Origin of the sequence: Salinarchaeum laminariae, assembly GCF_023204835.1 — an archaeon.
Taxonomy (GTDB): domain Archaea; phylum Halobacteriota; class Halobacteria; order Halobacteriales; family Salinarchaeaceae; genus Salinarchaeum; species Salinarchaeum laminariae.
The window spans coordinates 1,073,662-1,096,867 of sequence record NZ_CP096270.1 but is presented as its reverse complement, the minus strand read 5'-3'; the positions used below and the strand labels follow the sequence as shown (position 1 = coordinate 1,096,867).

Below are 23,206 nucleotides of genomic sequence, written 5' to 3'. Positions count from 1 at the left end.
AAATCCGATTCCACCGGAAGAGCCCAGTGCTACCATTAAATTTCAAAGAAAGCACCTGGCCAAGATTGTTTGCGTCAGCCGACGAGAGCTTCCTGGCAGAGTCGATCTCTACAGCATCTAGCCATTCGTCAAACCATCTGAGATCCTGCGTATAGCGGTCGGTACTGGTGTGATCTCTCAACTCTGGGTCCGCGTCGTCGGAACCAGCTTCCAACTTATTGGCATACCTTCGGATTTCAGAGCGGCACTCGCTCAGATCTTTATATCGAGGCGGCAAGATTACTCACCTCTTGTCTTGAAGTAGCGGCGAACGGTCGTTTCACTACCAGGGTTTGATGAGGTCGAGACAGTTCTATCGATACCCGTAGATTGATCGGTGTGACTGGTGGGGCTCTCAACGCTGACATCCCCGTGGAGAAGCGAGCTTTCATCCGAATCGACCTCAGCGCGGACGATCTGAACATCGGGGAAATACTCCTCCATCCGTGCGCAAGCGCGACGCATATCCTGCAGGTCCTCGGAGAAGTACTCGGCCCAAAGCTCTGCCGTCGAGATCGATTGTGCCTTGGCTAGGTCGCTCTTGGCATGTTGGGCCGCCTTGCCCAGATCCGGGAGTTCAGATTCGTCGGCGTGTACAGGCAGCGTCGAGTAGAGATCACGAGCCAAGCGGTCGATTTTGTCATCGTTGCGCACGTTGGAGTCGATCGATACGATGTGCTCCTCTACCTGTTCCAAGCGCTCCGCGAGCGGCGACACTGCAGTGTTCACCGCATCGATTATTTCGTCAGCGTCGACCGATACATCTTCGTCGTCAGCCGCTACATCCCGGTGAGCGAGCACGCGGAAAAATCGGCTCATCGAGTCAAACTCGTTGGAGCTCTCGATGTGTTTTTCGAACTTGTCATGTTCGTCTGGAGTTAGCCGTACTCCGACGTATTCTGTTCTATTTGCCATCGGATCAATCACTTTCATGCACCCTGTCCTTGTAAAACCCAGGTATCACACTGCGGGTGAGAACCGCGTCATCTGAGTTCGCTGCCGTCCGGACAGCCGGACAGGCACCATTTCACACTGTTCGTACTCGTCCGTAGCATCGCCTGCAGAGGTGGAGCCCACCAGTCGACGCACTGGACGGCTCGATCGAGAGGGCGATGCAGACGTGCCGGAACGGGAGACGGCACTGCATCGTGAGCGATCTCTCTCTCTCTCGTTCCCGCTGCCTCATTCCTCACTCCCCGTATCCCTCGGCGTCGACGGTCCCGCCGAACACCGAGTAGAGGTAGACGAAGTAGCCCAGAACGAGCAGGAGCACCGGCACGCCGAGGACCGTCAGGAGGTTGAGCGCCACTGGCGAGACCGAGGCCGCAGCGACTGTGAGTCCCGTCGCCGGGTAGACCGAGGGATAGAGCACCACGGCGACCAGCGAGCCGAGCAGTCCGCCGAGGCCGAGCGTGCTCGCGAACCAGGAGCGGTGGCGGCCCGATCGCGCGAGTGCGACGCCGACGATCGCCAGTCCCACGCTCGCGACGACGATCGACAGCGGGACGATCGACAGCAGCTCGCTGGCAATCCCGCGGGGGTCGAGCGCGAGCACGACGGCAAGCAAGACGACCACGCTCGCGAGATACGCACCCGTTGCGAGCTGGCCGTACCGGGCCAGCTCCCAGCGAAGCGATCCGTCGGTCTTCGCTGCGAGGTACGCCGCACCGCTCGTCAGCGAGAGGGCGATCACGACGACGCCGGTCAGTACCGCCGGGAGCGAGAGCGTGCCGGTACCGAAGGTCCAGCTGCCCACCAGCGTTCCGAGCAGGAGCGGCGAGAGAGTGCTCCCCGCGACGAACAGCCGATCGCAGGTACGTCGCCACGCCGCGTCCTCGCGTTGCTCGCGAAGCTCCGGAGCCACGCCGCGCAGGAGCAGTGCCATCACCGCCGCGATCGCGAGCAGGTAGTGGCGACTCAGGAGGTTCGCGTACGCCGACGGGAACGCGCCGAGCAGCGTCGTTCCGAAGGCAACGAGCCAGACCTCGTTGGCGTCCCACACTGGACCGAAGGCGGCGAGGAACTGCTCGCGGTCGTGCTCCTCGTCCCGGGTCGCGTACCACATCCCGATTCCGAAGTCGAACCCGTCGAGAGCGACGTAGATCGTCAGCGTCGCGAGCACGATTCCGAACCAGATCTCCGGAAGCTGCGGATGGAGGTAGGCGTCGCCGGAGACCACCATCGGGGCCGTCGTCGCTACTGGGTCGATGGGAGCGCTCACTCGCGGTCACCCCCGGCGACGGATCCCAGGATCGGCACACGGGACCAGACGGAGCCGTCCGCGGCCCCGTCGCCCCCGCGGCCCTCTACCCGCGCCAGCTCCGCTTCCACGAGGAGCTTGCAGACGTAGAGGAACGCGGCGAGCAACAGACAGTAGAGCACGACGAAGCCCAGCAGCGTCGCCGTCGCCTCGGCCGATCCGAGACTCGTCGAGACGGCGTCTTCCGTGCGCAGGACGCCCTGGACCACCCACGGCTGGCGGCCGATCTCCGTGACGTACCAGCCGGTGAGCATCGCGGCGAACCCCAGCGGCGACGCGAGCATCATCGCCTGCAGATACCGATCGCTGTCGGTGAGCCGCCCGCGGACCGCGAGGAGACCGCCCCAGAGCGCGAGGCCGATGAACAGGAATCCCAGCCCGACCATAAACCGGAACGCCCAGAAGACGATCGCGACGGGCGGATTCTCCTCGTACTCGTTCAAGCCGAGAATTTCCGCGTCGAAGTCCCCACCGCTGGCGAGATACGAGCCCACCCCTGGCACACTCACCGTCCAGAGATTCTCCGCGCGCGGGTCAGTCAGCGCGTCCGGCTCCTTCGGTATCGCGATGAGGTGCAGATCCGCCTGCCCCGTATCGTAGTGGGCCTCCATCGCCGCGAACTTCTGGGGCTGCGTATCCTCGACGTGACGGGCGTAGGCGTCGCCGTGGACGGCCTGGAACGGCGCGGAGACGAGCAAGATCGCGACGGCGAGTTTGAGGGCGGTACCCCAGGCGGCCGAGTCCCGCTGGCGCCAGAGGAAGAAGGCCGCGACGCCCGCGACCGCCAGGGAGACGGCGATCACGGCGGCGTTCATCATGTGGACGTACATCCACGGGAATCGCGGGTTCAGGAACGCCGCGGCGGGATCGGTGAGCTGTGCGACCTGCTGCCCGTTTCGCTGGACCATCTCGTACCCGCGGGGCGTCTGCATCCAGGCGTTGACGACCAGAATCCAGAAGCCCGAGAGCCACGCCCCCACGCCCACGAGGACGGAGGAGAGCACGTACTGACGGTCCGAGACCCGCTCGCGACCGAACAGCAAGACGCCCAGAAACACCGCCTCGAGGAAGAACGCCATCTTCGCCTCGAAGGCCAGCGGCCCGCCGATCAGCTCGCCGGAGACCTCCGCAAAGCGGGGAAAGTTCGTCCCGAACTGGAAGCTCATCGGGATCCCGGTCACCGTTCCCATCACGAAGCCGACCGCGAAGATGCCCACCCAGAACTCCCGCAGGCGTGCGTACTGCTCGGCACCCGTTCGGACGTCCTTCCAGGTGAAGTAGACGATGAAGGGCGCCAGACCGATCGACAGCGACGCGAACAGGATGTGGACGGAGATCGTCCAGCCAAACTGCATCCGGCTGGCGAGCTCCGGGGACAGGAACGACGGCAGCGCAGCCGCCGCCTCGATCGCAGTGAGTGCGGGCGTCGGATCAGTCATTGATCTGGAAGGTGTCGTCGAGCGTCGGGCGTGACGCCGACGAGTGCGTCAGCGGGTGTCCGGGCGGTGCCGCGCGGCGAGGGACCAGCTGCCGTCGCGTCATACGTACGAGTTCCTCTCGGTGGCATTAACCGATGGCGGGATTCTCGATTGATAAGAATCGGAAGGGGAACACGTTCGCTACGAGCGAACCGGTTCGGGCACCCTCGATCGGCGACGTCTGGTTCTGGGCCTATCGAATCTGTCGCGTGCCGAGATCGCGCTCGCGCAGACGACGTGTCGGAGTCCCGCTCCCCGCACTCGCGTCCCCGCCAGCCGGAACGTTGAAACCGTTTCCGCGCACCCTTGTTGCCGTGTTCCACGAGTCGATGATCGAGGTCGGGCCGGTGCTCGCCCGACCGACGGACCTCCTGCGCCTGCTCGCGGTCCCGGCGTTCGTCTGGGCCGCGTGGACGGACATCAAGGTCCGGCGGGTGCCGAACCGGCTCTGGCCGCCGCTGGCGGTGTTGGGAGCTGTTCTCCTCGCGCTCGATTTCCACCACTACAGCGCGGTCGGCGGAAACACGTACAGAGTGTTCCTGATCGGCACCGCGTTGAGCATCGGCGTCGTGATCCCGCTGGTCTATGGATTCTGGCTGATCGGCGGGTTCGGCGGCGCGGACGTCAAGGCGCTGGCGACGCTCGCGATCCTCTTTCCGGCCTTTCCCGAGTACCACCTCGACGGTACCGTCTACCCGCTCGTCGACACGACGGCGGGCGCGTTCGCCTTCACGATCCTCACGAACGCGGTGCTCGTGGGGCTGGCCTACCCCGGTGCACTCGCAGTGCTCAATCTCGCGCAGGGCAATCGCTCTCGCTGGATGTTCGTCGGTCGCAAGCGAAGCTGGCGGGCGCTCCCGGAGACCCACGGCCGCCTGCTCGAGACTCCCGACGGATTCGATCGCGACGGGCTCGACCTCGACGCCCTCCGGATGTATCTGCGCTGGCGCGGGATCGATCTCGCGGCGCTCCGGGACCGCCCGGGCGAGCTGCGCGATCCGGCGACGCTCCCCGACGAACCCCATCCCGCGACCGACGGAGCAGTGCGTTCCGAGGAATCGCTGCTCTCCGACGGCGGCAGAACCGGGGCCGATACCGAGGCTGCAAGCCGGGACGGGCACTCCGGCGAAGGGACCACCTCCTCCGGCGAGGGGTACGACGATCCGTGGGGCGCACAGGCGTTCCTCGACGACGTCGGCAACGACGTCTACGGCACCACGCCCGCGAAACTCCGCGGCGGCATCGAGGTCGCTGCCGAACGTGATGCCGTCTGGTACTCCCCGGGAATCCCCTTCATCGTCCCAGTCTGCGTCGGGTTCCTGCTCGCGCTCGTCTACGGCGACCTGCTGTTCGGCGTTCTCTCGGCGATCGGGCTGGCCTGAACCCGCTCGCCGCTGCTGTACTTTGAGCCCGCCAGGCGGACATTTACGCCCCCAGCGTCGGAACCGGGAGTATGGTCGATTTCCAGTCGCGGGACACGCGACGCTCACGCGACAGCTCTGACGACGAACCAGACGCGTCTGCCGGCGGTGACGGCAACGATGGGGAAGTCAACGGCGGCGACCCGAACAACGGGAGTGAAGAGGCGAACGGGAGCGATGCAAGCGGGGGGGATCACGAGAGCGATACGAGCGACGAGGGGCACGAATGCGATGCGAGCGACGAGAACGACGCGAGCCACGACCACCACGCCGAAGATCTGGAGACGGTCTCCGCAGCGATCCTCACCGTCTCGAGCACGCGAACCATCGAGGAGGACGCCTCCGGCAACGCCATCGTCGAGGTGCTGGAAAGGGAGGGGCACGAGATCGCGACGCGCGAACTCGTCAACGACGACTACGACGGCGTCCAGTCGGCCGTCGATTCGCTGGTCAACCGTGGCGACGTCGACGCGGTCGTGACGACCGGCGGCACCGGCGTCTCGCCCGACGACGTGACGCCGGAGGCCGTCCGCCCGCTCTTCGAGAAGCAGCTCCCTGGCTTCGGCGAAACGTTCCGCGCGCTCTCCCGCGAGGAGATCGGGACCCGCGCGATCGCGACCCGTGCGCTCGCTGGCATCGCCGACGGCGTGCCCGTCTTCTGTCTGCCCGGTAGCGAGGCCGGCGCTCGGCTCGGCACGGAGGCGGTGATCGAGCCGGAAGTCGGGCATCTCGCAGGGCTCTCCCGGCCCCACGAGACCGAGGAGTGACGAACGGCGAGCGCCGACGCGGTCGTTGAGCGGTGGCAGGACGAGAGAGCGAAGTCGAAGAGTCAGTGATCGCGCCGCCGTTACAACTCGGAACGAATTGTAAATTATCGCAGGAGGGTGGCGGGGTACGTCCGAGTCGGTGCGAACTTTTAAGCCACGGCGCACCGCGTGTGGAATCATGATAGACGGGTACGCAAGCGGAGGGCGATTGGCTGCGACCGTCGATGTCGCGTCGGCCGGCGTCGGTTCCTCGGGACCGTTGGCGGCGCTGGCCGACGCCAGCGTGGCGATCGCCCCGCTGCAGTCCGGCGACGAGGTGACGCGCCCGACCTTCTTCGAGGTTAGTCACATCGGCGAGATTCTCTTCTACGTGTTCGCGGCGATCGCGATCGCGATCTTCCTCCGGGGGCTCTATCTCCGCATCGGCCGGATCACCGGCGGACGGTCGGATCCCCAGGAGCGACTGGCCAATCTCCCCGGGCGGATTCTGACCGCAACCAGATCGATCGGCTCGAACGAGCCGCTGTTCGATCGCGATCCGTACGCGGGCGTGATGCACACCTTCCTGCTCTGGGGCTTCCTCACCCTGTTCGTCGGCACCTCCATCCTCGCGGTGGACATGGACGTCGTCCAGCCGCTCATGGACACGTCCTTCTGGACCGGCGACTTCTACCGCGCCTACGAGGTCGTGATGGACGCGATGGGCCTCCTGTTCGTCGTCGGGGTGGCGATGGCGATGTACCGCCGCTACTGGGTCCGAAGCGAGCGCCTGTGGGGTCCACGCGTCTCCGTGGCCGACGACGCCTTCGTCTGGACGCTGTTCGTCCTCGGCGTCGGCGGCTTTCTGCTGGAAGGGCTGGGAATCCTCGGTCGCGGCATCCCCGACTTCGAGGTCGTGAGCTTCGTCGGCTACGGGCTCGCGGTGGCGTTCGAATCCGCGGGGATGAGCGCGAGCGACGCCACGGCGATCTACCCCGCTATCTGGTGGGTCCACGCCATCCACGCGCTCGCGTTCATCGCGCTGATTCCGTACTTCAAGGCGTTCCACATGCTCTCTTCCTACGCGAACGTCGTCACCCAAGACGACAAGGCGGGTGCCCGCCTCCCCGGCATTCCGGCCGACCTCGACCACGAGAACGCCACCGACGTCGACCACTTCACCTGGAAGGAACAGCTCGATCAGGACGCCTGTACGAACTGCGGTCGCTGTTCCTCGGTCTGTCCGGCGAACGCCTCCGGTCGGTCGCTCGACCCCCGGAACGTGATCCTCGACCTCAAGAACTACCGCAAGTCGCTGGAGGACGGCGGCCCCGAACGGCCGATCGTCGGGGAGTTCGACGGACTCCGGACGGACGGCGGGGCGCGTACTGACGGCGGCGCTGTCGCGGCGGACGCGAGCGCCGAAACCGGCGACCCCGAACCAGGGATCCCCGAGCACGGACCGACCACGGCTGGCACGAACCGCGAGCCGGTCGAGCCCGACGCCGACGACGCCGTCATCGATCGGGACGCGATGGAGTCTTGCATGGCCTGCATGGCCTGCATGGACGCCTGTCCGGTCGAGATCGAGCACCTCACGTCGTTCACGCGGATGAACCGCCAGCTCGTCGACGAGGGCGCCGTCGACCCGAACGTCCAGGACGTCTTCCAGGACGTCATGCAGAAGGGCAACAGCTTCGGCGAGTCCCAGAGCAAGCGTGCGAACTGGGCAGATCCCCTCGACGTCGACCCCACCGACGCACGGGAGGAGTCCGTCGAGTTCCTCTGGTACGTCGGCGACTTCCCGAGCTACGACGACCGGAACAAGCAGGTCGCGCGCTCGCTGGCGAAGCTGTTCGACGCCGCGGGCGTCGACTGGGGGATCGTCTACGACGACGAGAAGATGGACGGCAACGACATCCGACGGATCGGCGAGGAGTTCCTCTTCCTCGAGCTCGCCGGCCACCACGTCGAGACGTTCGAAGACTGCGAGTTCGAGACGGTCGTCTGCACCGATCCCCACTCGTTCAATACGATCAAAAACGAGTACCCGGAGGTCGACTTCGGCGAGTTTGCGGACGACCCGGTGATGCCCTTCGAGTACGACGAGCACTGGAACGCCGACGGCGAGATCGACGTCAAACACTGGACGCAGGTGCTCGCCGATCTGCAGGCCCGTGGCGACCTCGGGCTCGACGGCGACGAACTCGACTACACCGTCACCTTCCACGACCCCTGCCACCTCGGGCGGTACAACGGCGTCTACGAGCCGCCGCGCGATCTGCTGACCGCCGCCGGCTGTGACCTGCACGAGATGCCGAGGAATCGCTCGGATTCCTTCTGCTGTGGCGGCGGTGGCGGGGGCGTCTGGACCGAACACGACGAAGAGACCAAACCCAGCGAGGAGCGCCTCCGCGAGGCGAATCAGGATACGGCCGCCGGCGCTGCCGTCGAGAAGTTCGTCGTGGCCTGCCCGCTCTGTACGACGATGTTCGAAGACGGCCGCAAGACCGGCGACTTCGAAGACGACCTCGACGTCGTGGACGTCGCCGAACTCCTCGTCGAGGCGCTCGACCTCGAGGACCGTGACGCTGCTGAGGATGCGGACGACGAGGGAGATGCGGAGGGCGAGTCATACTCGTCGGACGCCGACGGTGAGGCGTCGGACGGAACGGACGCCGGTAGCGGCGGGGAATAGACCGGAACGCACGTTCGAGAGCGACGAGTGGACAACTGCGCCCGACCCGCGACCGACCACTCTGCACCGTCGATGCGTCCCTCGGGAACACTATCTCCGTGATGAGGACAGTGTTCGTTCGAAATTCCGGCCAGAACTCCCCATTCGTGCATACTGATCCCCGGCAGGTTCGCCGGTCCTGCAGAAGACATATAGGGCATCGGGCGCAGATACCTGCCTACCCCCATGGACGAGAAAACGGAGGAACTCCGTGACATCTTCATGGACGTCACGGACTCCGACACCGTCACCGAGTCCCAGGCCGCCACCAAGGGTTCCCTCACGGACGACGAGCAGGCGCGCGATCGGCTCGCCGATCTCGTCGCGGAGATGCACGACCGCTACGAGTTCGAGACCGATCTCACCGACGGGCAGCTCTGTGAGCTCGCGCTCTCCTTCTACGACGGCGCGAGCGACGCAGAGCTCGCCCGCGAACTCGACGTCGAGCGCCGAACCGTGTTCCGCGCCCGGCTCGATCTCCACCTGTTTCGCGACCGCGATCTCGACGCGCCGTTCGACGTCGAGTCGTTCCGACGCCGGGTCGCCGGCGACGAGTCGGTCGCCACCAGCGACCTCGCCGACGAGTTCGACGTCAGCGAGTCGACGATCCGGCGCTATCGACGCGTCGTGGCTGCCCAGGACGAATCGCGCCGCGCGAACGACCGCTACCGCGACGAGTTCGACTCCATCCTCGGCGACGCCGACCTCGCGGGCCCCATGACGCAGGAAGCCCGCCAGGACGGCCTCGACGACGCGACCGAGGGGATGGAGACGGACGTTTCATTCTAGCCCACCTTTTTTCGCGGAGGGTTTCCTCGCGAGCCTCCGGCTCGCTACGGGAACCCTCCGCGAAAAAAATCTGGACCAAAAAAGGCCGCACCTCACTCGCTCCGCTCGTTCGGTACGGTGAAACGCTCGCTTCGCTCGCGTACGCTTGGACCACACAACCACTGCAGCTCCCGCAGCACAGCCAGCACCCGCAACCACCGCAACCGCCGCGCCGGCCACACCTTTATGACCGATTCCGCGGCGAAGGCCCCCATGCCCGTCGCATTCAGCGACCTCCGGATCGCCGCCTACTGCCCGCGAAAGCTCTACTACCGGCGTCGTGAGCCGGATCGAGAGCCGCCGGAGAGCGTCGCAGAACGCCGCGACCTCGCGACCTGCTACCCCGATCTGCTGGCGGCCGACGACGCGACGCTTCGAGAGCTACCGATCGACGAACCACCGCCGCGTTACCGGCGCACTCTCGAGCGGGCTCGTGACCGTCTCGACTGCTGGGAGGATCTGGTGGATCCGACGGCTCGCAACGTCTACCTGACGGGGAGAGAGTGCCACGGCATCGCCCACAAGGTGCTCGGGGACCCGCCGAGGCCGTCGATCGTCTCGCCGGGGGATCCACCTGATGCCGGCGTCTGGAAACCCCACTCCGTCCAGGCGGTGGCGGCCGCGAAGGCGCTAGCCTGGGAGCGACAGCGACCGGTCGAGTCCGCCGTCGTCGAGTATCCCACGCACGGCGTCGTTCGGACGATCGACCTCACGACCCGGCGGAAAGCCGCGTACCGCGAGGCGCTCCGGTCGGCCGCGTCGCTCGACGGCCCGCCGAGCCGCATCGAGAACGACGCCAAATGCGAGCCCTGCGAGTACGCCAGCGAGTGCGGCGTCCGCTCGCGGTCGCTCAGCTCGCTCCTGGGTGATTGAGGCAGTCCTGGCCGACGGCGACGACGGCGTGACAGAGCGCTGGCGCGGACGTCCTCCGACCTACGGTTCGAGTCGGTAGCGCGTCGTCTGCACGCCTTCGAACCGCGGGCCAGAGCCGACGTCGTCGAACCCCTGACTCCGCGCCGCTGCCGCGACCCCGTCGTTCGCCTCGGGGACGAGGAGTTCGACAATCATCCGCTCGCGCTCGGCAAAGCGGATCGGCTCGGAGAGCAGCAGTTCGCAGGCGTCGTCGGTGCCGTCGAGCTGCGTGACGTGGACGGCGTCCTGCTTGGCGTCGAAGCTCACGAACCCGAGTAGCTGGGGATCCGTGCCCGCGGCATCGGCGTTGGGATCGGCGTCGACGATGTCGGGTTCGGCGACGCGGACCGTCCGGTCGTGGACCAGATTCCGCATCACGTCCTGGGGCGCGTCGGCGATGGCCGCCATCGCCGCCGCGTCGTCCTCGACGGCGTCGCGAACCTGCATTACTAGCCCGTAATGAGTCAGGCGGCTAAAAGTCTGTGCCGCTGTACCACACCACGGAGCGTGCAGGCGGGTGAGAGATCACCGCGTGGAGAGAGCGTCCGCAACACTCGGCCAGTGGCCACCAGCGCCTCCAGAGAGCGCCACACTGTTTTTGTCCCGGGCGATCGTTAGCCGATGGGTATGAGCGACGAGTCCAGCCCCGCGTTCTGTGATTTCTGTCGGCTCCCGCGACCGGCTGGCACGGTCACGGCCGAGATCGGCGGAGAGCAGTACGTCTTCTGTTCCGAGCACTGCCGAGAGGCGATGCTCGACGCCGATCGGGTGTTCACCCGCTACCACGGCCATCGGCGGTTCGATCCCGGCGTCGCAGCCATCGACTCGGTGCTGCCTCAGGGCTGTCCCCGGAACGCGTTCGTGCTCTGTTCGGCGCAGGCCGGCACGCGTGCCGGTGCGCTGCAAGCCGAGCTCGTCTGGCGGGCGCTCCAGCGCGGAGAGCCGGCCGTGCTGGTGACGTTTCAGGAGCCACCCGCGGCCGTCGTCGAGCGGTTCGTCACGCTGGACTGGAACGTGCTTCCCTACCTCGAATCCGGCCAGCTCCGGGTCGTGGACTGCTTCAGCTACCGGATGGCCGACCGTGGCGGTCGCGGCAGGGATGGGAGCCCCTGGAACACCCACCTCGCGGACGCCGTCGCACCCGCGACCGAGCAGGTCCGGGACCCCACGGACGTCGAGGAGGTGACCAACAAGCTCGAGAGCGCCCTCGACGGCGACGGCGTCGCCGCACGGAACGCGGTCAATGCCGGCGAGGATCCCGGCACCGAGCGGATGGTCGAGTGCGGCATCGTCGTGATCGACTCGTTGACGGAGTTCGGCACGCTCGTCCAGCCGGTCCAGGCCTACGACTTCGTGAAGGACGTCCGCGCCGACGTCTGCAAGGCACGGTTCGTCCCCGTCTTCGCGGGCGCGACCTACGGCGGCGACGCCGACGCCTTCCCACACGACCTCGCCTACGTCGCCGACGGTATCCTCGATTGCAAGCTCGACGGCGAGATCGTCGACGACGGACTTCTCAAGCGGCTCCGCGTCCGGAAGCTCGACGGCGTCCTTAGCTATCAGCGCTGGATCGCCTACGAGTTCACCGCAGGCCGCGGGCTCGTCCCGTTCGACCCGCAGGCCGAAATCGAGAAACGCGGGGCCCAGCGCAGCGATCCCGACGCCGACCAGGTCGAGACCGGCGAACAGGCCCCCGATTCAAAGGATCAGGACGTTGACGCCGGCGACGGTCCACAGGACGGCACCGATGCCGACGGGGCAGGCGAGTCACGGGATGCACCCGGCGACGAACCGGGCCGGCCGACGGCAGCCGACGAGAACGCCGAAAACTGATCTCCACTGGACGTCGTCGGTCGATAGCGGTGCCTGGAGGCGCGGGATGGACAGGGTTATGCCGGCCCCCGGGATACGGGAGCCCATGAGCACGGTACGCACGGTTTCGGTGGTAGTATGCGCGTAGTCGCGAAGTTCGGCGGGACCAGTCTCGGGACGGGTGACCGGATCGAACGCGCCGCCGACACGGTCGCTGCGGCCGTCGAAGAGGGCCACGAGGTCGCCGTCGTCGCGAGCGCGATGGGGAGCACGACCGACGACCTCCTCGAGGACATCACCTTCGATACCGATCAGGCCGACCGCGCCCAGATCGTCAGCATGGGCGAGCGGACCTCCGTCCGGATGCTCAAGGCCGCGCTCGCCTCCCGCGGCGTCGACGCGATGTTTCTGGAGCCCGGCTCGGAACTCTGGCCAGTAATCACCGACGTGCACGGCGAACTCGACGTCGAGAAGACCCAGGAGGCCGCGCAAGCGCTTGCGGCCGTCATGGACGGCGTCGTCCCGGTGATTACGGGATTCCTCGCGGAGACCCACGACGGCGACGTGACCACGCTCGGACGCGGCGGCTCGGACACCACGGCGGTCATGCTGGGCAAGTACATGAACGCCGACGAGGTCGTGATCGTCACCGACGTCGAGGGCGTCATGACCGGCGACCCGACCGTGGTCGAAGGCGCGCGGAACGTCGGCGAGATCACCGTCGACGAACTGCGAAACCTCTCCTTCCGCGGCGCGGAGGTCGTCGCCCCCTCGGCGCTGGCCTACAAGGACGACCGGATGGACGTCCGGGTGACCCACTACCAGCACGGCGATCTCCTCCGCGGTGGCACCCGCATCGAGGGCGAGTTCCGGAATCTCGTCGACATGCGCGAGGAGGCGCTCTCCTGTATGACCGTTGCCGGCCGAGCGATTCGCAACAGCCCAGGCATCCTCCAGCGGCTCTCGACCGCACTGGGCGAGAACGAGATCAACGTCGACGCCGTCGCCTCCGGCATGGACTCGATCACGTACTACGTCGATCAGTCCCAGGCAGAGGCCGCTGAAGCGGTGCTGCACGACGAGGTCGTCTCCCAGGAGCCCCTCTCCAGCGTGACGGTCTCCGACGACGTCGCAGTGATTCGGGTGACCGGTGGACAGCTTCCGAACCGCCCCGGCGTGCTCACCGACATCGTGAACCCACTCGGCGAGGCGCACATCAACATCCGCGACCTGATCACCTCCGCGACTTCCGTCGCGATCTTCGTCGACTGGGACGATCGGGAAGAGACGCTCGAGATCGTCCAACAGCAGTTCTGAATCGGGAGCTTTCGGCAGTCGACGATCCTCGATTCGACCCCTTCGTTTCCCGTCGACTCGGCGCGCCCAGTACGCTCAGCCACGGAGCTTCTTCACCGCCAGCGCGACGAAAAACCCGACTGCGACGCCGGTCGTAAAGCCGTACTCCAGATCGCCGATCGCCAGTCCGAGTGCGACGCCAGCCCCGCCCCCTATTGCGATTCCGACGCCGATCGCTCCAATACCGCCGTCCTGCTCTGGGACCGCGTCACCGCGGTCGATCGGCTCGTCCTGTGACCGCTCGGGGAGGGCGGCGACGTCCGCGGCGGTTGGCTCCTCGGGCAGGTCGTCCATGCACTCGAAACAGAGGAAGTGCTCGGAGCCGTCGTCGAGTTCGAGCGTGAGCCCGTCCGTGGTGTCTTTCTCGAAGCTCCAGAGGTTCGCGATGCCGCCAGCGACGGAGACGCGACGGGTGCAGCCGTCACAGGGCATCGTGGTCATACCCAGAGTGGGGAGGTCGGAGCGAAAAGGCGTTGTGATCGGGCGCACGGGAGCGCCGTCGCCGCTAATGGCACCGGTACCGGCAATCAGGGATCCGGTGCGTCCGCGATCGCGTCGTCGAGTCGCTGGACGGCCTCGCGGTGGTCGGCCAGCTCCGTCTCGACGGCACCGGAAGCCAGCCGGTCGCGATCCGCGTCGTCGAGTTGCTCTCTGGCGACGGCAGCGTCACGAAGGCGGTCGTATCGCTCCTGGTCCCGTGCGGACGCGACGAGATCTCGTAGCGCAGCGGTCGCTTCGTCGTCGACGAGGCCCGCTGCGACTCCGCGGAGCTCCCGAACGAGCCACGGGACTTCCTCGGCGGGTGGCGGGGGCCAGTCGATCGTGAGGCCGTCCGCGTCGAGGCGTTCCAGGTAGGTCCGCTCGGTCGCGACGGCGCTGCGGAACGCGCTGGGATCGTCTACGTAGTGATCGAGCTTCGAGCGCGAGAAGTCGGCGTACTCCAGCAGCCGGGCGACGGACTCCTCGCCCGGAGGCTCGGACTCGACGTAGTCGGCGAGGGGTTCCGGCGGCGCGTCGAGATCGACCAGCGGGTAGCGATCCGCGCTCTCGAAGACGGCGAACAGCTCGCGAGCGGGCGCGTCGGTTCGGAGGTCGGCGATCGCCTCGCGGACGGCGTCGTTCCAGGTCTCGATGGGCTCCCGGAGCTCCTCGATTGGCGCGTCGAGATCGGCCTCGCCGAGTTCGAGGAGCCGCTCGCAGCGATCGATCGCGTCCAAATGGTCCTGTCTGGCGTTGCGAGCGTCGGTGAGCGCGGAGACGAGGCGGTCACGTGCGGCGTCCTCGTCGTCGAGCCGCTCGACGAGCGCGGCGGCGGGATCGAGCGCGTCGAGTGCGCGGTCGAAGTCGTCCTCGCTGAGTCGGGTCTTGTCGACCGCCTCGAGGGCAGTCTCGAACGTCTCGCGACGCGGAAGGTCGTCGTCCAGCCCCTCGACGTGGGTGGAGAAGCGCTGCTCGAACTGCGCGAAGTTGAGGAACTCCTGGGCGCCGGTGTCGGTCGCTTTGTCCTGGTACTCCACGAGGAGATCCCGGGCTGTGCAGTACCGGTCGTCGAGCGTGTGGAGGGTGTCGCGGCCGATATCCTCGATCGCGGCCTGCGCGGCGCGGTAGTCCGCCGTCGCCGATTCGAGCTCGGCGACGGCGTCCTCGCTCTCGGGGCGCTCGACCGCACCCGTCGTGCCGGCGTCGCCGGCGTGTTCGCGTTCGCTCATTCGTGGGGCGTCGATTGTGTCACTGGAATCACTCGGCGTCGTAGACGTCGTCGGGATCGAACACCTGCTCGCCGACGACCTCGCCGTCGACGGTGCGGTGGAAGCAGGACTCGTAGCCGGTGTGGCAGGCGCCGCCAGCCTGCTCGACGCGATAGAGGAGCGCGTCACCGTCGCAGTCCACGCGAACCTCCTCGATTGCCTGGGTGTGGCCGCTCGTGGCGCCCTTCTCCCAGAGCTCGTCGCGGCTCCGCGAGTAGTAGTGCGCCCGGCCGGTCTCCCGGGTCTTCTCGAGGGCCTCCGGCGTGACGTAGGCGAGCATCAGGACGTCGCCGGTGTCGGCGTCCTGTGCGACTGCCGGGATGTGCCCGGACTCCCCGAAATCGAGCTCCGGCTCGCTCGCCGTCTCGGCCTGGAGGGCGTCCTCGTCCATGCTCGGGGGCAGGGGAGTGCCGGGAATAGGTCTTTTCCTCGACTATCGGCGGTGGCTGTGGGAATCTTCATTTTCACCGAGTGTGGTAGGCCTCTCATGAGTCCGCGGGACCGGTTATCAGATCCCGATCGTGTGCGGGAACGCTCTTAAGATATTTGTCGAGGCCAGTGACGCACTGTGGGTGCTGTGGCGCGCGTTTCGCGGCTGTGAGCCGAGCGAAGCGAGGCGAACGGCGTCGGATCTTACTCCGACGGTGCCCGGGTAACCGAGCCGTCGGGGGCTTTCGGGGCGCATGCCGTGACGTCTGGAGGGTAGCTCTACCAGCATGAATGAAACCCAGTATCCACGACGGCATCTATCCGTATCCGCGAACCCTGATTCAGTCGGGGATTTTTCACGGGAGCGCTCGTCTGCTCCATCATGTCTCTCGAAGACGACTCTCTGGAGTACCACCGCAGCGATCCACCGGGGAAGGTCGAGATCGCGACGACCAAACCCACCAACACGCAGCGAGACCTGAGTCTCGCGTACTCGCCCGGCGTCGCCGGCCCATGCCGCGAGATCGACGAGGACGCCGAGCGCGCCTACGAGTACACCGCGAAGGGCAACATGGTCGGCGTGATCTCGAACGGCTCCGCCGTCCTGGGGCTGGGCGACATCGGAGCGGCCGCGTCCAAACCGGTGATGGAGGGCAAGGGCGTCCTCTTTAAACGGTTCGCCGACATCGACGTCTTCGATCTCGAACTCGATCTCGACGATCCCGAGGCGATGATCGAGGCGATCGCGGCGATGGAACCGACGTTCGGCGGAATCAACCTCGAGGACATCGCCGCGCCGGCCTGTTTCGAACTCGAGGAGACGCTCCGCGATCGCATGGATATCCCGGTGTTCCACGACGACCAGCACGGGACGGCGATCATCTCCGGCGCCGCGCTCGTCAACGCCGGCCAGGTCGTCGACAAGGAGCTGGCAGAGCTGGACGTCGTCTTCTCTGGCGCGGGCGCGAGTGCGATCGCGACTGCTCGCTTCTTCGTCTCGCTGGGGGTCGATCCCGACCGCGTCACGATGTGTGACTCGGACGGAATCATCACCGAGGAGCGCGCCGCTGCCGGCGAGGTCAACGAGTACAAGGCCGAGTTCGCTGCGGACCGATCCGGCGGAGATCTCGCCGACGCGATGGCCGACGCCGACGTGTTCGTCGGGCTCTCCGTCGGCGGTATCGTCGACGAGGCGATGGTGCAGTCCATGGCTCGGGATCCGATCGTCTTTGCGATGGCGAACCCCGACCCCGAGATCGGCTACGAGGAGGCCAAGGAGTCCCGCGACGACACGGTCGTCGTCGCGACTGGCCGGTCGGACTACCCGAATCAGGTCAACAACGTACTTGGCTTCCCGTTCATCTTCCGCGGCGCGCTGGACGTCCGCGCCCGGGACATCAACGAGCCGATGAAAGTCGCGGCGGCGGAGGCCCTCGCCGAACTCGCGCGGACGGACGTGCCCGACGCCGTGCGCAAAGCCTACGGCGATCAGCCCCTCCAGTTCGGCCCCGACTACATCATCCCGAAACCGCTCGATCCGCGCGTGCTGTTCGAGGTCGCACCCGCCGTAGCGGAGGCCGCGATCGACTCCGGCGCCGCCCGCGCGGAGTCCATCGACGCCGAGGCCTACGAGGAGCGCCTCGAAGCGCGCCTCGGCAAGTCCCGCGAGATGATGCGCGTCGTGCTCAACAAGGCCAAGAGCGACCCCAAGCGCGTCGCGCTCGCGGAGGGCGGCGACGACAAGATCATTCGCGCCGCCGCACAGCTCGAAGAGCAGGGGATCGCCGAGCCCGTCCTCATCGGCGACGAGGAGCGCATCGACAGCACCTGCAGAGAGCTCGGACTACGATTCGATCCCGAGGTCGTCGACCCGGAGAGCGAGGCGGCAGCGGGGACTCGGGAGGAGTACGCCGAGAAGCTCTACGAGGCCCGGCGGCGCAAAGGCATCACCCGCAGCGAGGCCGAGGAGCTCATCGAGGACTCGAACTACTTCGCCTCCGTGATGGTCGACGCTGGCGACGCCGACGCAATGTTGACCGGTCTCACCCACCACTACCCCTCCGCGCTCCGCCCGCCGCTGCAGATCATCGGCACCGCCGACGACGCAGACTACGCAGCCGGGGTCTACCTGCTGACCTTCCGGAACAAGGTCGTGTTCGTCGCCGACGCGACCGTCAATCAGGATCCCGACGAGGCCGTCCTCGAGGAGATCACCCGGCACACCGCAGAGCTCGCTCGACGGTTCAACGTCGAGCCCCGGGCCGCCCTCCTCTCCTACTCGAACTTCGGCTCGGTGAACACCGAAGGGACGGTCAAACCCCGTCAGGCCGCAGCGTCGCTGCGGGATGACCCGACTGTCGACTTCCCCGTCGACGGCGAGATGCAGGCGGACACCGCGGTCGTCGAGGAGCTGCTCGAGGGCACCTACGAGTTCTCCGAGCTGGACGAGCCCGCGAACGTGCTCGTCTTCCCGAATCTGGAGGCTGGCAACATCGGCTACAAGCTGCTCCAGCGACTCGGCGGTGCGGAGGCTGTCGGGCCGATGCTCGTCGGCATGGACCAGCCCGTCCACGTCCTCCAGCGCGGCGACGAGGTCAAAGACATCGTCAATCTGGCCGGCGTTGCGGTCGTGGACGCGCAGGAGGAGTAGGCTCGCCCGGATCGATCGCCATTCGGCAGCGCTACGCCGATTCCAGTAGCTCCGGCAGCGACTCCGGGTAGACGATGTGGTCGTCGAGTTCGTCGATCGCGATCCAGCGGACCGGGAACTCGTGATCGAGCTCGGGTTCGTGGGCGGTGAACGAGTCCGTCTCGTAGGGCCAGTCCTCTACGATCGAGACGTGATAGCACCGCCAGATCTCGTGGGCGGGCTCGCCGTCCTGCGTGAACGTCCGCTCGAGCGTCGTCAGCTGCGTCGCTTCGCTCACCGTCACGTCGAGCTCCTCGGTGAACTCCCGTTTCAGCGCCTCTCGGCTGTGTTCCCCGAACTCGATACCGCCCCCGACCGGGCGGTAGAACTGCTCGCCGGAGGTGGGATCCTCGTGCTCGGCGAGCAGCACCTCCTCGTCCCGGGTCGGAATGCCGATCGCGAGTGGGCGAATCGTCTCCTCGGGCATGGATTCGGACCTCGACAGTTCCATGCAAAAGGGTTGCGAAGGCACCAGGGTGCGAGTTCGAGATGCCGAGAATCCGGTTGGTGCTGTGGCGCGCGTTTCGCGGCGGCGAAGCCGTCGCGTAGCGTGCGAGGGACGACCGAGCGTCAGCGAGGGAGGAGGTTGGGGAGGATCGAGGATGCTGTGGGCGGGGTATCGAAAGGGGCCGGGCGGTCGGTCGTTCCCGGGCGAAGCAAGGACCGCAGGGAGCGAAGCGACTGAGGACCACAGCGAGTCCCGGAATGTCGAGCGTCCGGGGGCTTTCGGAGGCCATAATCGTAGAATTCGATTCAACGTAACTTCCTACAGACTCCTTCCCTAGGAGCCAACGCCTATGTACCGGCGCGCACATCCCCGCGACATGGACGCAGCCACGCTGAAACGCCGCGCCGGCGAGCGGGCGGTCGAAGCCGTCGACGGCGGCGACGTCGTCGGACTGGGCTCGGGCTCGACCGCGGCGGCGGCGATCCGCGCGCTGGGCGAGCGCGTCGACGCTGGCCTGGATATCCAGGGGGTCCCGACCTCCCACCAGTCCCGAGAGGTCGCACTCGACGCGGGGATTCCCGTCGTCGATCTCGATCAGGTCGAAGCGGTCGACGTCGCCATCGACGGCGCGGATCAGGTCGCCACCGGTGGCGGTGGCGCAGACGACACCGCTGCCGACGCTGGAGTGGGAGTCCCCCCGCTGATCAAGGGCGGAGGGGGTTGCCACGCTCGCGAGAAGCTCGTCGACGCCGCGGCCGGGGAGCTGATCATCGTCGTCGATCCCGCGAAGCTCGCGCCAACGCTCGACGCCGCGGTGCCGGTCGAGGTCCTGCCGGCCGCCCGCACGCTCGTCGCTGACCGGCTGCGCGAGCTGGGTGGCGACCCCACGCTCCGCGAAGCGGCAGCGAAGAGCGGCCCAGTCGTGACCGACAACGGCAACCTCGTGCTCGACGCCGAGTTCGGAACGGTCGACGACCCAGCCAGCCTCGCCGCCGACCTCGCGGGAATTCCGGGCGTCCTCGAACACGGACTCTTCGTCGAAATGGCGGACCGGGTGCTCGTCGGACGGGAGGACGGCGTCGAGACGCTATTCGGCTGAGCGACGGTGCAATCTCGGGGGACGAGCCCTCGCTCCGAGCAGAAAGCGATAGGTAGGGCGCTCGAAAACGGTCGGCACGATGTGGCAGCCGATGCGTCGCGCACTGGTCGATCCCGCGGGCTTCTTCGAGTCGGGAGGGCCATCCCGCGGCGTCACGGCTGCCGTGCTGGGGCTGACCGGCCTCTCCGTGCTGGCGCCGATTCCGCTCGTCTTCGTGCTGATCGAACGGACCACCACCGAGGCCGGCGTGCCGGCGGGCGTTCCCCAGCTCGTCTACGCGGCCGGCGAACGGTCGATCGCGGTGCCGGGCTACTTCGCCATCATCGTCGGACTCGCCGCGGGCATCCCGCTGCTGGCGCTGGTGATCTACGGCGCTCTCTTCCAGGGGCTGACCTGGCCCGTGGCAGGGACCGGATCGATCCGCGAGACCGCGGCACTCGTCAGCGTGGGGCTCCTGCCACAGACGTTCGGAAACCTCGCTGTGGTCGCGTTGCTCTACCTCGCCTACCCGATCGCGGGCTTCGACACCGGCATCGGGATCACGTTCCCGGCCAGAGTGGTCGCGCCGATCGGCGACCCGCGGAGTCCCTGGGTCGCCGTCGAGGTGTTCGGCGCGCTCACCGTCGTCTGGAGTGCCTGGCTGTGGATGGAGGGGCTTCGCGTCGTCCGGGGCGTCTCGCGTCGGGCCGCGGCGCTCGTCGGCGGGTTCGTGCTCCTGCTGACGCTGGCGCTGACGCCGCCGTGTCTCCGGATGATCGCGACGGTGCTGACCCACTGATCGCCGCTGGATCGACGGCGGACGATCCCCGCGGGTGCGCTCGGTCGGAGACCCCACGATCGCGCTCGACCGGAGACCTCGCAGTGTCGACGGCGGAGACCGTGTGAACGCGCCGCGAGGAAGCGAACCCCTTTTGGTCGATCCACCGCCATCCTCGGATATGCATAGCGAGTCCCCCGACTCGACTGCACAGCACGACGACCGGAGCGACGCCGCCGCTCCGGCGTGGTGGCGGGGGACCGCAGACGGCGACGGCGCCAACGAGACTGCGGACGCCGGTCCGGAGCTGTTGACTGACGGTGGCACCGCCGAGGGCGCCGACGAAACCACGCTCGACCCGTGGGGATCGGCGACGGTCTCGGACTACCGCAAGCTGTTCGACCAGTTCGGCATCGAGTCCTTCGACGAGATCCTCGATTCGGTTCCGCACCCGCACTATCTCATGCGCCGCGGGGTCATCTTCGGCCACCGCGACTACGACGCCGTCGCCGACGCCATGCGCAACGACGAGCCCTTCGCCGCGCTCTCGGGATTCATGCCCACCGGCGAACCCCACATCGGCCACAAGCTCGTCTTCGACGAGATCGTCTGGCACCAGGAGCAGGGCGGCGACGCCTACGGCCTCATCGCCGATCTCGAGGCTCACAGCGCCCGCGAGATTCCCTGGGACGAGATCGATCAGCACGCGACGGACTACGTGCTCTCCCTACTCGCGCTCGGGTTCGATCCCGAGGAGGGGACCCTCTACCGCCAGTCCGAGAACCGTGCGGTGCAGGATCTCGCCTTCGAGCTCGGCGCGGAGGCGAACTTCTCGGAGCTCCAGGCGATCTACGACTTCGACGGCGGCACCGACGTGAGCCACATGCAGTCCGTCGTGACACAGATGGCCGACATCATGTACCCGCAGCTGGTCGACGGCCCGAAACCCACGGTCATCCCCGTCGGGCCGGACCAGGATCCCCACGTGCGCCTCGCACGGGACCTCGCAGCACGAGTGCGCTACTTCGGCGTCACAGAGGCCTACGCGAGCTTCGAGGCCGACCCAGCAGAGCGCGAACTCCTCGATCGCGCGTGGGAGGCTCGCGAGGCCTACGCCGAGGAGCCGGATCGGCCTCGCTGTGTGGAGGCCGCCGAGTGGCTCGACGCGGCAGATGAGGCCGGCGATCTCGACGCTGCGGCGCTGGCGTTCCAGGGCGGAGACGGCCAGAGTTCCGGCGAGCACGACGTCCTCCAGTCCATCGTCGAGAAGCTCGAAAACGCCGGCAAGGAGCCGCTTCGACCCCGCGTTCGGATCCTCGATCGCAACGCCACCGAGGACGCCTTCGACGCACTGATCGAGGCCGTCGAGGGCGAGAAGCGCGTCTACGACGAGCACGTCGACGCCTTCGACCTCTCGCGTGCCGACGCGGAGGACGTCTCCCGCGAGGTCGAACTCGATCACGGCGGCTACGGGTTCCAGCTCCCCTCCTCGATCTACCACCGCTTCATGACCGGGCTCACCGGCGGGAAGATGTCCTCCTCCATCCCGGCCTCCCACATCAGCCTCCTCGACGATCCCGAGGAGGGCTACGACAAGGTGAAATCGGCGACGACGGGCGGCCGACAGAGCGCAGAGGAACAACGAGAGCTCGGCGGCGAGGCCGACGAATGTCCCGTCTACGAGCTCTACGCCTACCTGCTCGCTGGGGACGACGACGATCTCGCCACGGAGGTTTACGAGGAGTGCGTCGGCGGCGAACGGCTCTGTGGCGGCTGCAAGGAGCAGGCCGCCGAGCTGATGGAGGAGTTCCTCGAAGAGCATCAGGAAAAGCGCGCGGAGTGGGAGGAGAAACTCGACGAACTCGACATCGAACTCGACAGCCCCCGCAAGCGCGCCTGAACGGAATGTCGGGGAGTGTCGAAGAACGACAGCGATCGGTCCCGGTGGTCACTCCATCTCTGACCTGATTTTGGCGAGGTTTCTGCGGGCCTTCCATTCCAGGCTCGGCACCGCTGGCGTCTCCGGGATCACTACTGAACAGCCAGAAAGTCCGCCAGGGCCCCGGATACACAGTGGGCTTTCACGGACCCCCTGCCTGGCGGACTGAAAGGGCGAGGGCGACGTGGCCGGCTACTGCCGGCCACGTTTAAGGCGGTCGGTGGAACCGACCGCCAGTCTCGCGTGCGCCGCAACCGGCCCGATCCGAGCGTCAGCGAGGATATCCGGCTGGCAAGGGGACCGAAGGGAGCCTTCGACAAAAGCGAGCGGGAGCGAACGCAGTGAGCGACACGCGAGCTGACGTGTGCGAGACGGCAGAGGGCTTTCGGGCCGTTGGCGCCCGGTGCACGCGGTTCCGCGACGTGTCAGTGCAAGCGCCGAGCCCGTCTGCTCCCAGTCCGTCGTCGCAATCTCCCCACCGAAGATTCGAACGAAACCACTGCCGTCA

Annotated in this window: 18 protein-coding genes and 1 pseudogene; 11 read left to right on the top strand and 8 right to left on the bottom strand. The window is 67.0% G+C overall.

Annotation, left to right across the window (positions count from 1 at the left end):
• Positions 1–279 precede the first annotated feature (279 nt).
• The 3 genes from MXF70_RS05080 to MXF70_RS05070 form a co-directional block, all read right to left on the bottom strand.
• A complete protein-coding gene (locus tag MXF70_RS05080; protein ID WP_248517924.1) occupies positions 280–972 on the bottom strand; it encodes a hypothetical protein in 693 nt (230 codons plus the stop codon).
• A 256-nt stretch (positions 973–1,228) separates the two neighbouring features.
• Complete coding sequence (locus MXF70_RS05075) at positions 1,229–2,221, bottom strand: cytochrome d ubiquinol oxidase subunit II (protein ID WP_259370419.1); 993 nt, start codon at positions 2,219–2,221, stop codon at positions 1,229–1,231.
• 35 nt (positions 2,222–2,256) lie between these two features.
• Positions 2,257–3,738: a cytochrome ubiquinol oxidase subunit I gene (locus MXF70_RS05070; RefSeq protein ID WP_248517922.1), complete on the bottom strand. Its 1,482-nt coding sequence runs from the start codon at positions 3,736–3,738 to the stop codon at positions 2,257–2,259.
• Positions 3,739–4,091: 353 nt separating this feature from the next.
• Here MXF70_RS05070 and MXF70_RS05065 point away from each other — a divergent pair, with 353 nt between their 5' ends.
• From MXF70_RS05065 to MXF70_RS05045, 5 genes are all read left to right on the top strand, one after another.
• Positions 4,092–5,159 carry an A24 family peptidase gene (locus MXF70_RS05065; RefSeq protein ID WP_248517921.1) on the top strand — a complete coding sequence of 356 codons (1,068 nt, stop codon included), beginning with the start codon at positions 4,092–4,094 and terminating at the stop codon, positions 5,157–5,159.
• 71 nt (positions 5,160–5,230) lie between these two features.
• A complete protein-coding gene (locus MXF70_RS05060) occupies positions 5,231–5,965 on the top strand; it encodes a MogA/MoaB family molybdenum cofactor biosynthesis protein (RefSeq protein ID WP_259370399.1) in 735 nt (244 codons plus the stop codon).
• 289 nt (positions 5,966–6,254) lie between these two features.
• On the top strand, positions 6,255–8,642 hold the full coding sequence (locus MXF70_RS05055; RefSeq protein WP_375140841.1) for a heterodisulfide reductase-related iron-sulfur binding cluster: 2,388 nt from the start codon (positions 6,255–6,257) through the stop codon (positions 8,640–8,642).
• Between the two features lie 225 nt (positions 8,643–8,867).
• Positions 8,868–9,470, top strand: coding sequence for a conditioned medium-induced protein 4 (locus tag MXF70_RS05050; RefSeq protein ID WP_248517919.1), 603 nt, complete (start codon positions 8,868–8,870; stop codon positions 9,468–9,470).
• Positions 9,471–9,722: 252 nt separating this feature from the next.
• Complete coding sequence (locus MXF70_RS05045) at positions 9,723–10,382, top strand: CRISPR-associated protein Cas4 (protein ID WP_259370398.1); 660 nt, start codon at positions 9,723–9,725, stop codon at positions 10,380–10,382.
• A gap of 60 nt (positions 10,383–10,442) precedes the next feature.
• Here the strand turns inward: MXF70_RS05045 and MXF70_RS05040 are convergent, their stop codons facing one another.
• Positions 10,443–10,868, bottom strand: a complete 426-nt coding sequence (locus MXF70_RS05040; protein WP_248517917.1) for a hypothetical protein — start codon at positions 10,866–10,868, stop codon at positions 10,443–10,445.
• Between the two features lie 180 nt (positions 10,869–11,048).
• Between MXF70_RS05040 and MXF70_RS05035 the strand changes: the two genes are divergently transcribed.
• A complete protein-coding gene (locus MXF70_RS05035; RefSeq protein ID WP_248517916.1) occupies positions 11,049–12,254 on the top strand; it encodes an ATPase domain-containing protein in 1,206 nt (401 codons plus the stop codon).
• 117 nt (positions 12,255–12,371) lie between these two features.
• Entirely contained in the window at positions 12,372–13,550 is a 1,179-nt protein-coding gene (locus MXF70_RS05030; protein ID WP_248517915.1) for an aspartate kinase, read from the top strand.
• Positions 13,551–13,835: 285 nt separating this feature from the next.
• Here MXF70_RS05030 and MXF70_RS05025 read toward each other — a convergent pair.
• The 3 genes and pseudogenes from MXF70_RS05025 to hisI form a co-directional block, all read right to left on the bottom strand.
• Positions 13,836–14,030, bottom strand: a pseudogene (locus MXF70_RS05025) (DUF7561 family protein); the annotation flags it as partial.
• 86 nt (positions 14,031–14,116) lie between these two features.
• Positions 14,117–15,298 carry a DUF7118 family protein gene (locus MXF70_RS05020; protein WP_248517914.1) on the bottom strand — a complete coding sequence of 394 codons (1,182 nt, stop codon included), beginning with the start codon at positions 15,296–15,298 and terminating at the stop codon, positions 14,117–14,119.
• Positions 15,299–15,326: 28 nt separating this feature from the next.
• Positions 15,327–15,728 carry a phosphoribosyl-AMP cyclohydrolase gene (hisI, locus tag MXF70_RS05015; RefSeq protein WP_248517913.1) on the bottom strand — a complete coding sequence of 134 codons (402 nt, stop codon included), beginning with the start codon at positions 15,726–15,728 and terminating at the stop codon, positions 15,327–15,329.
• Between the two features lie 420 nt (positions 15,729–16,148).
• On the opposite strand from hisI, the gene MXF70_RS05010 reads away from it, so the two are divergent.
• Positions 16,149–18,416: an NADP-dependent malic enzyme gene (locus tag MXF70_RS05010; protein WP_248517912.1), complete on the top strand. Its 2,268-nt coding sequence runs from the start codon at positions 16,149–16,151 to the stop codon at positions 18,414–18,416.
• 31 nt (positions 18,417–18,447) lie between these two features.
• On the opposite strand, the gene MXF70_RS05005 is transcribed toward MXF70_RS05010, so the two are convergent.
• Positions 18,448–18,882, bottom strand: coding sequence for an NUDIX hydrolase (locus tag MXF70_RS05005; protein ID WP_248517911.1), 435 nt, complete (start codon positions 18,880–18,882; stop codon positions 18,448–18,450).
• Between the two features lie 397 nt (positions 18,883–19,279).
• On the opposite strand from MXF70_RS05005, the gene rpiA reads away from it, so the two are divergent.
• The 3 genes from rpiA (at position 19,280) to MXF70_RS04990 (ending at position 22,659) form a co-directional block, all read left to right on the top strand.
• Positions 19,280–20,002, top strand: coding sequence for a ribose-5-phosphate isomerase RpiA (gene rpiA / locus MXF70_RS05000; RefSeq protein ID WP_248517910.1), 723 nt, complete (start codon positions 19,280–19,282; stop codon positions 20,000–20,002).
• Positions 20,003–20,093: 91 nt separating this feature from the next.
• Positions 20,094–20,780 carry a YIP1 family protein gene (locus MXF70_RS04995; protein WP_248517909.1) on the top strand — a complete coding sequence of 229 codons (687 nt, stop codon included), beginning with the start codon at positions 20,094–20,096 and terminating at the stop codon, positions 20,778–20,780.
• 160 nt (positions 20,781–20,940) lie between these two features.
• On the top strand, positions 20,941–22,659 hold the full coding sequence (locus MXF70_RS04990) for a tryptophan--tRNA ligase (RefSeq protein WP_248517908.1): 1,719 nt from the start codon (positions 20,941–20,943) through the stop codon (positions 22,657–22,659).
• Positions 22,660–23,206 lie beyond the last annotated feature (547 nt).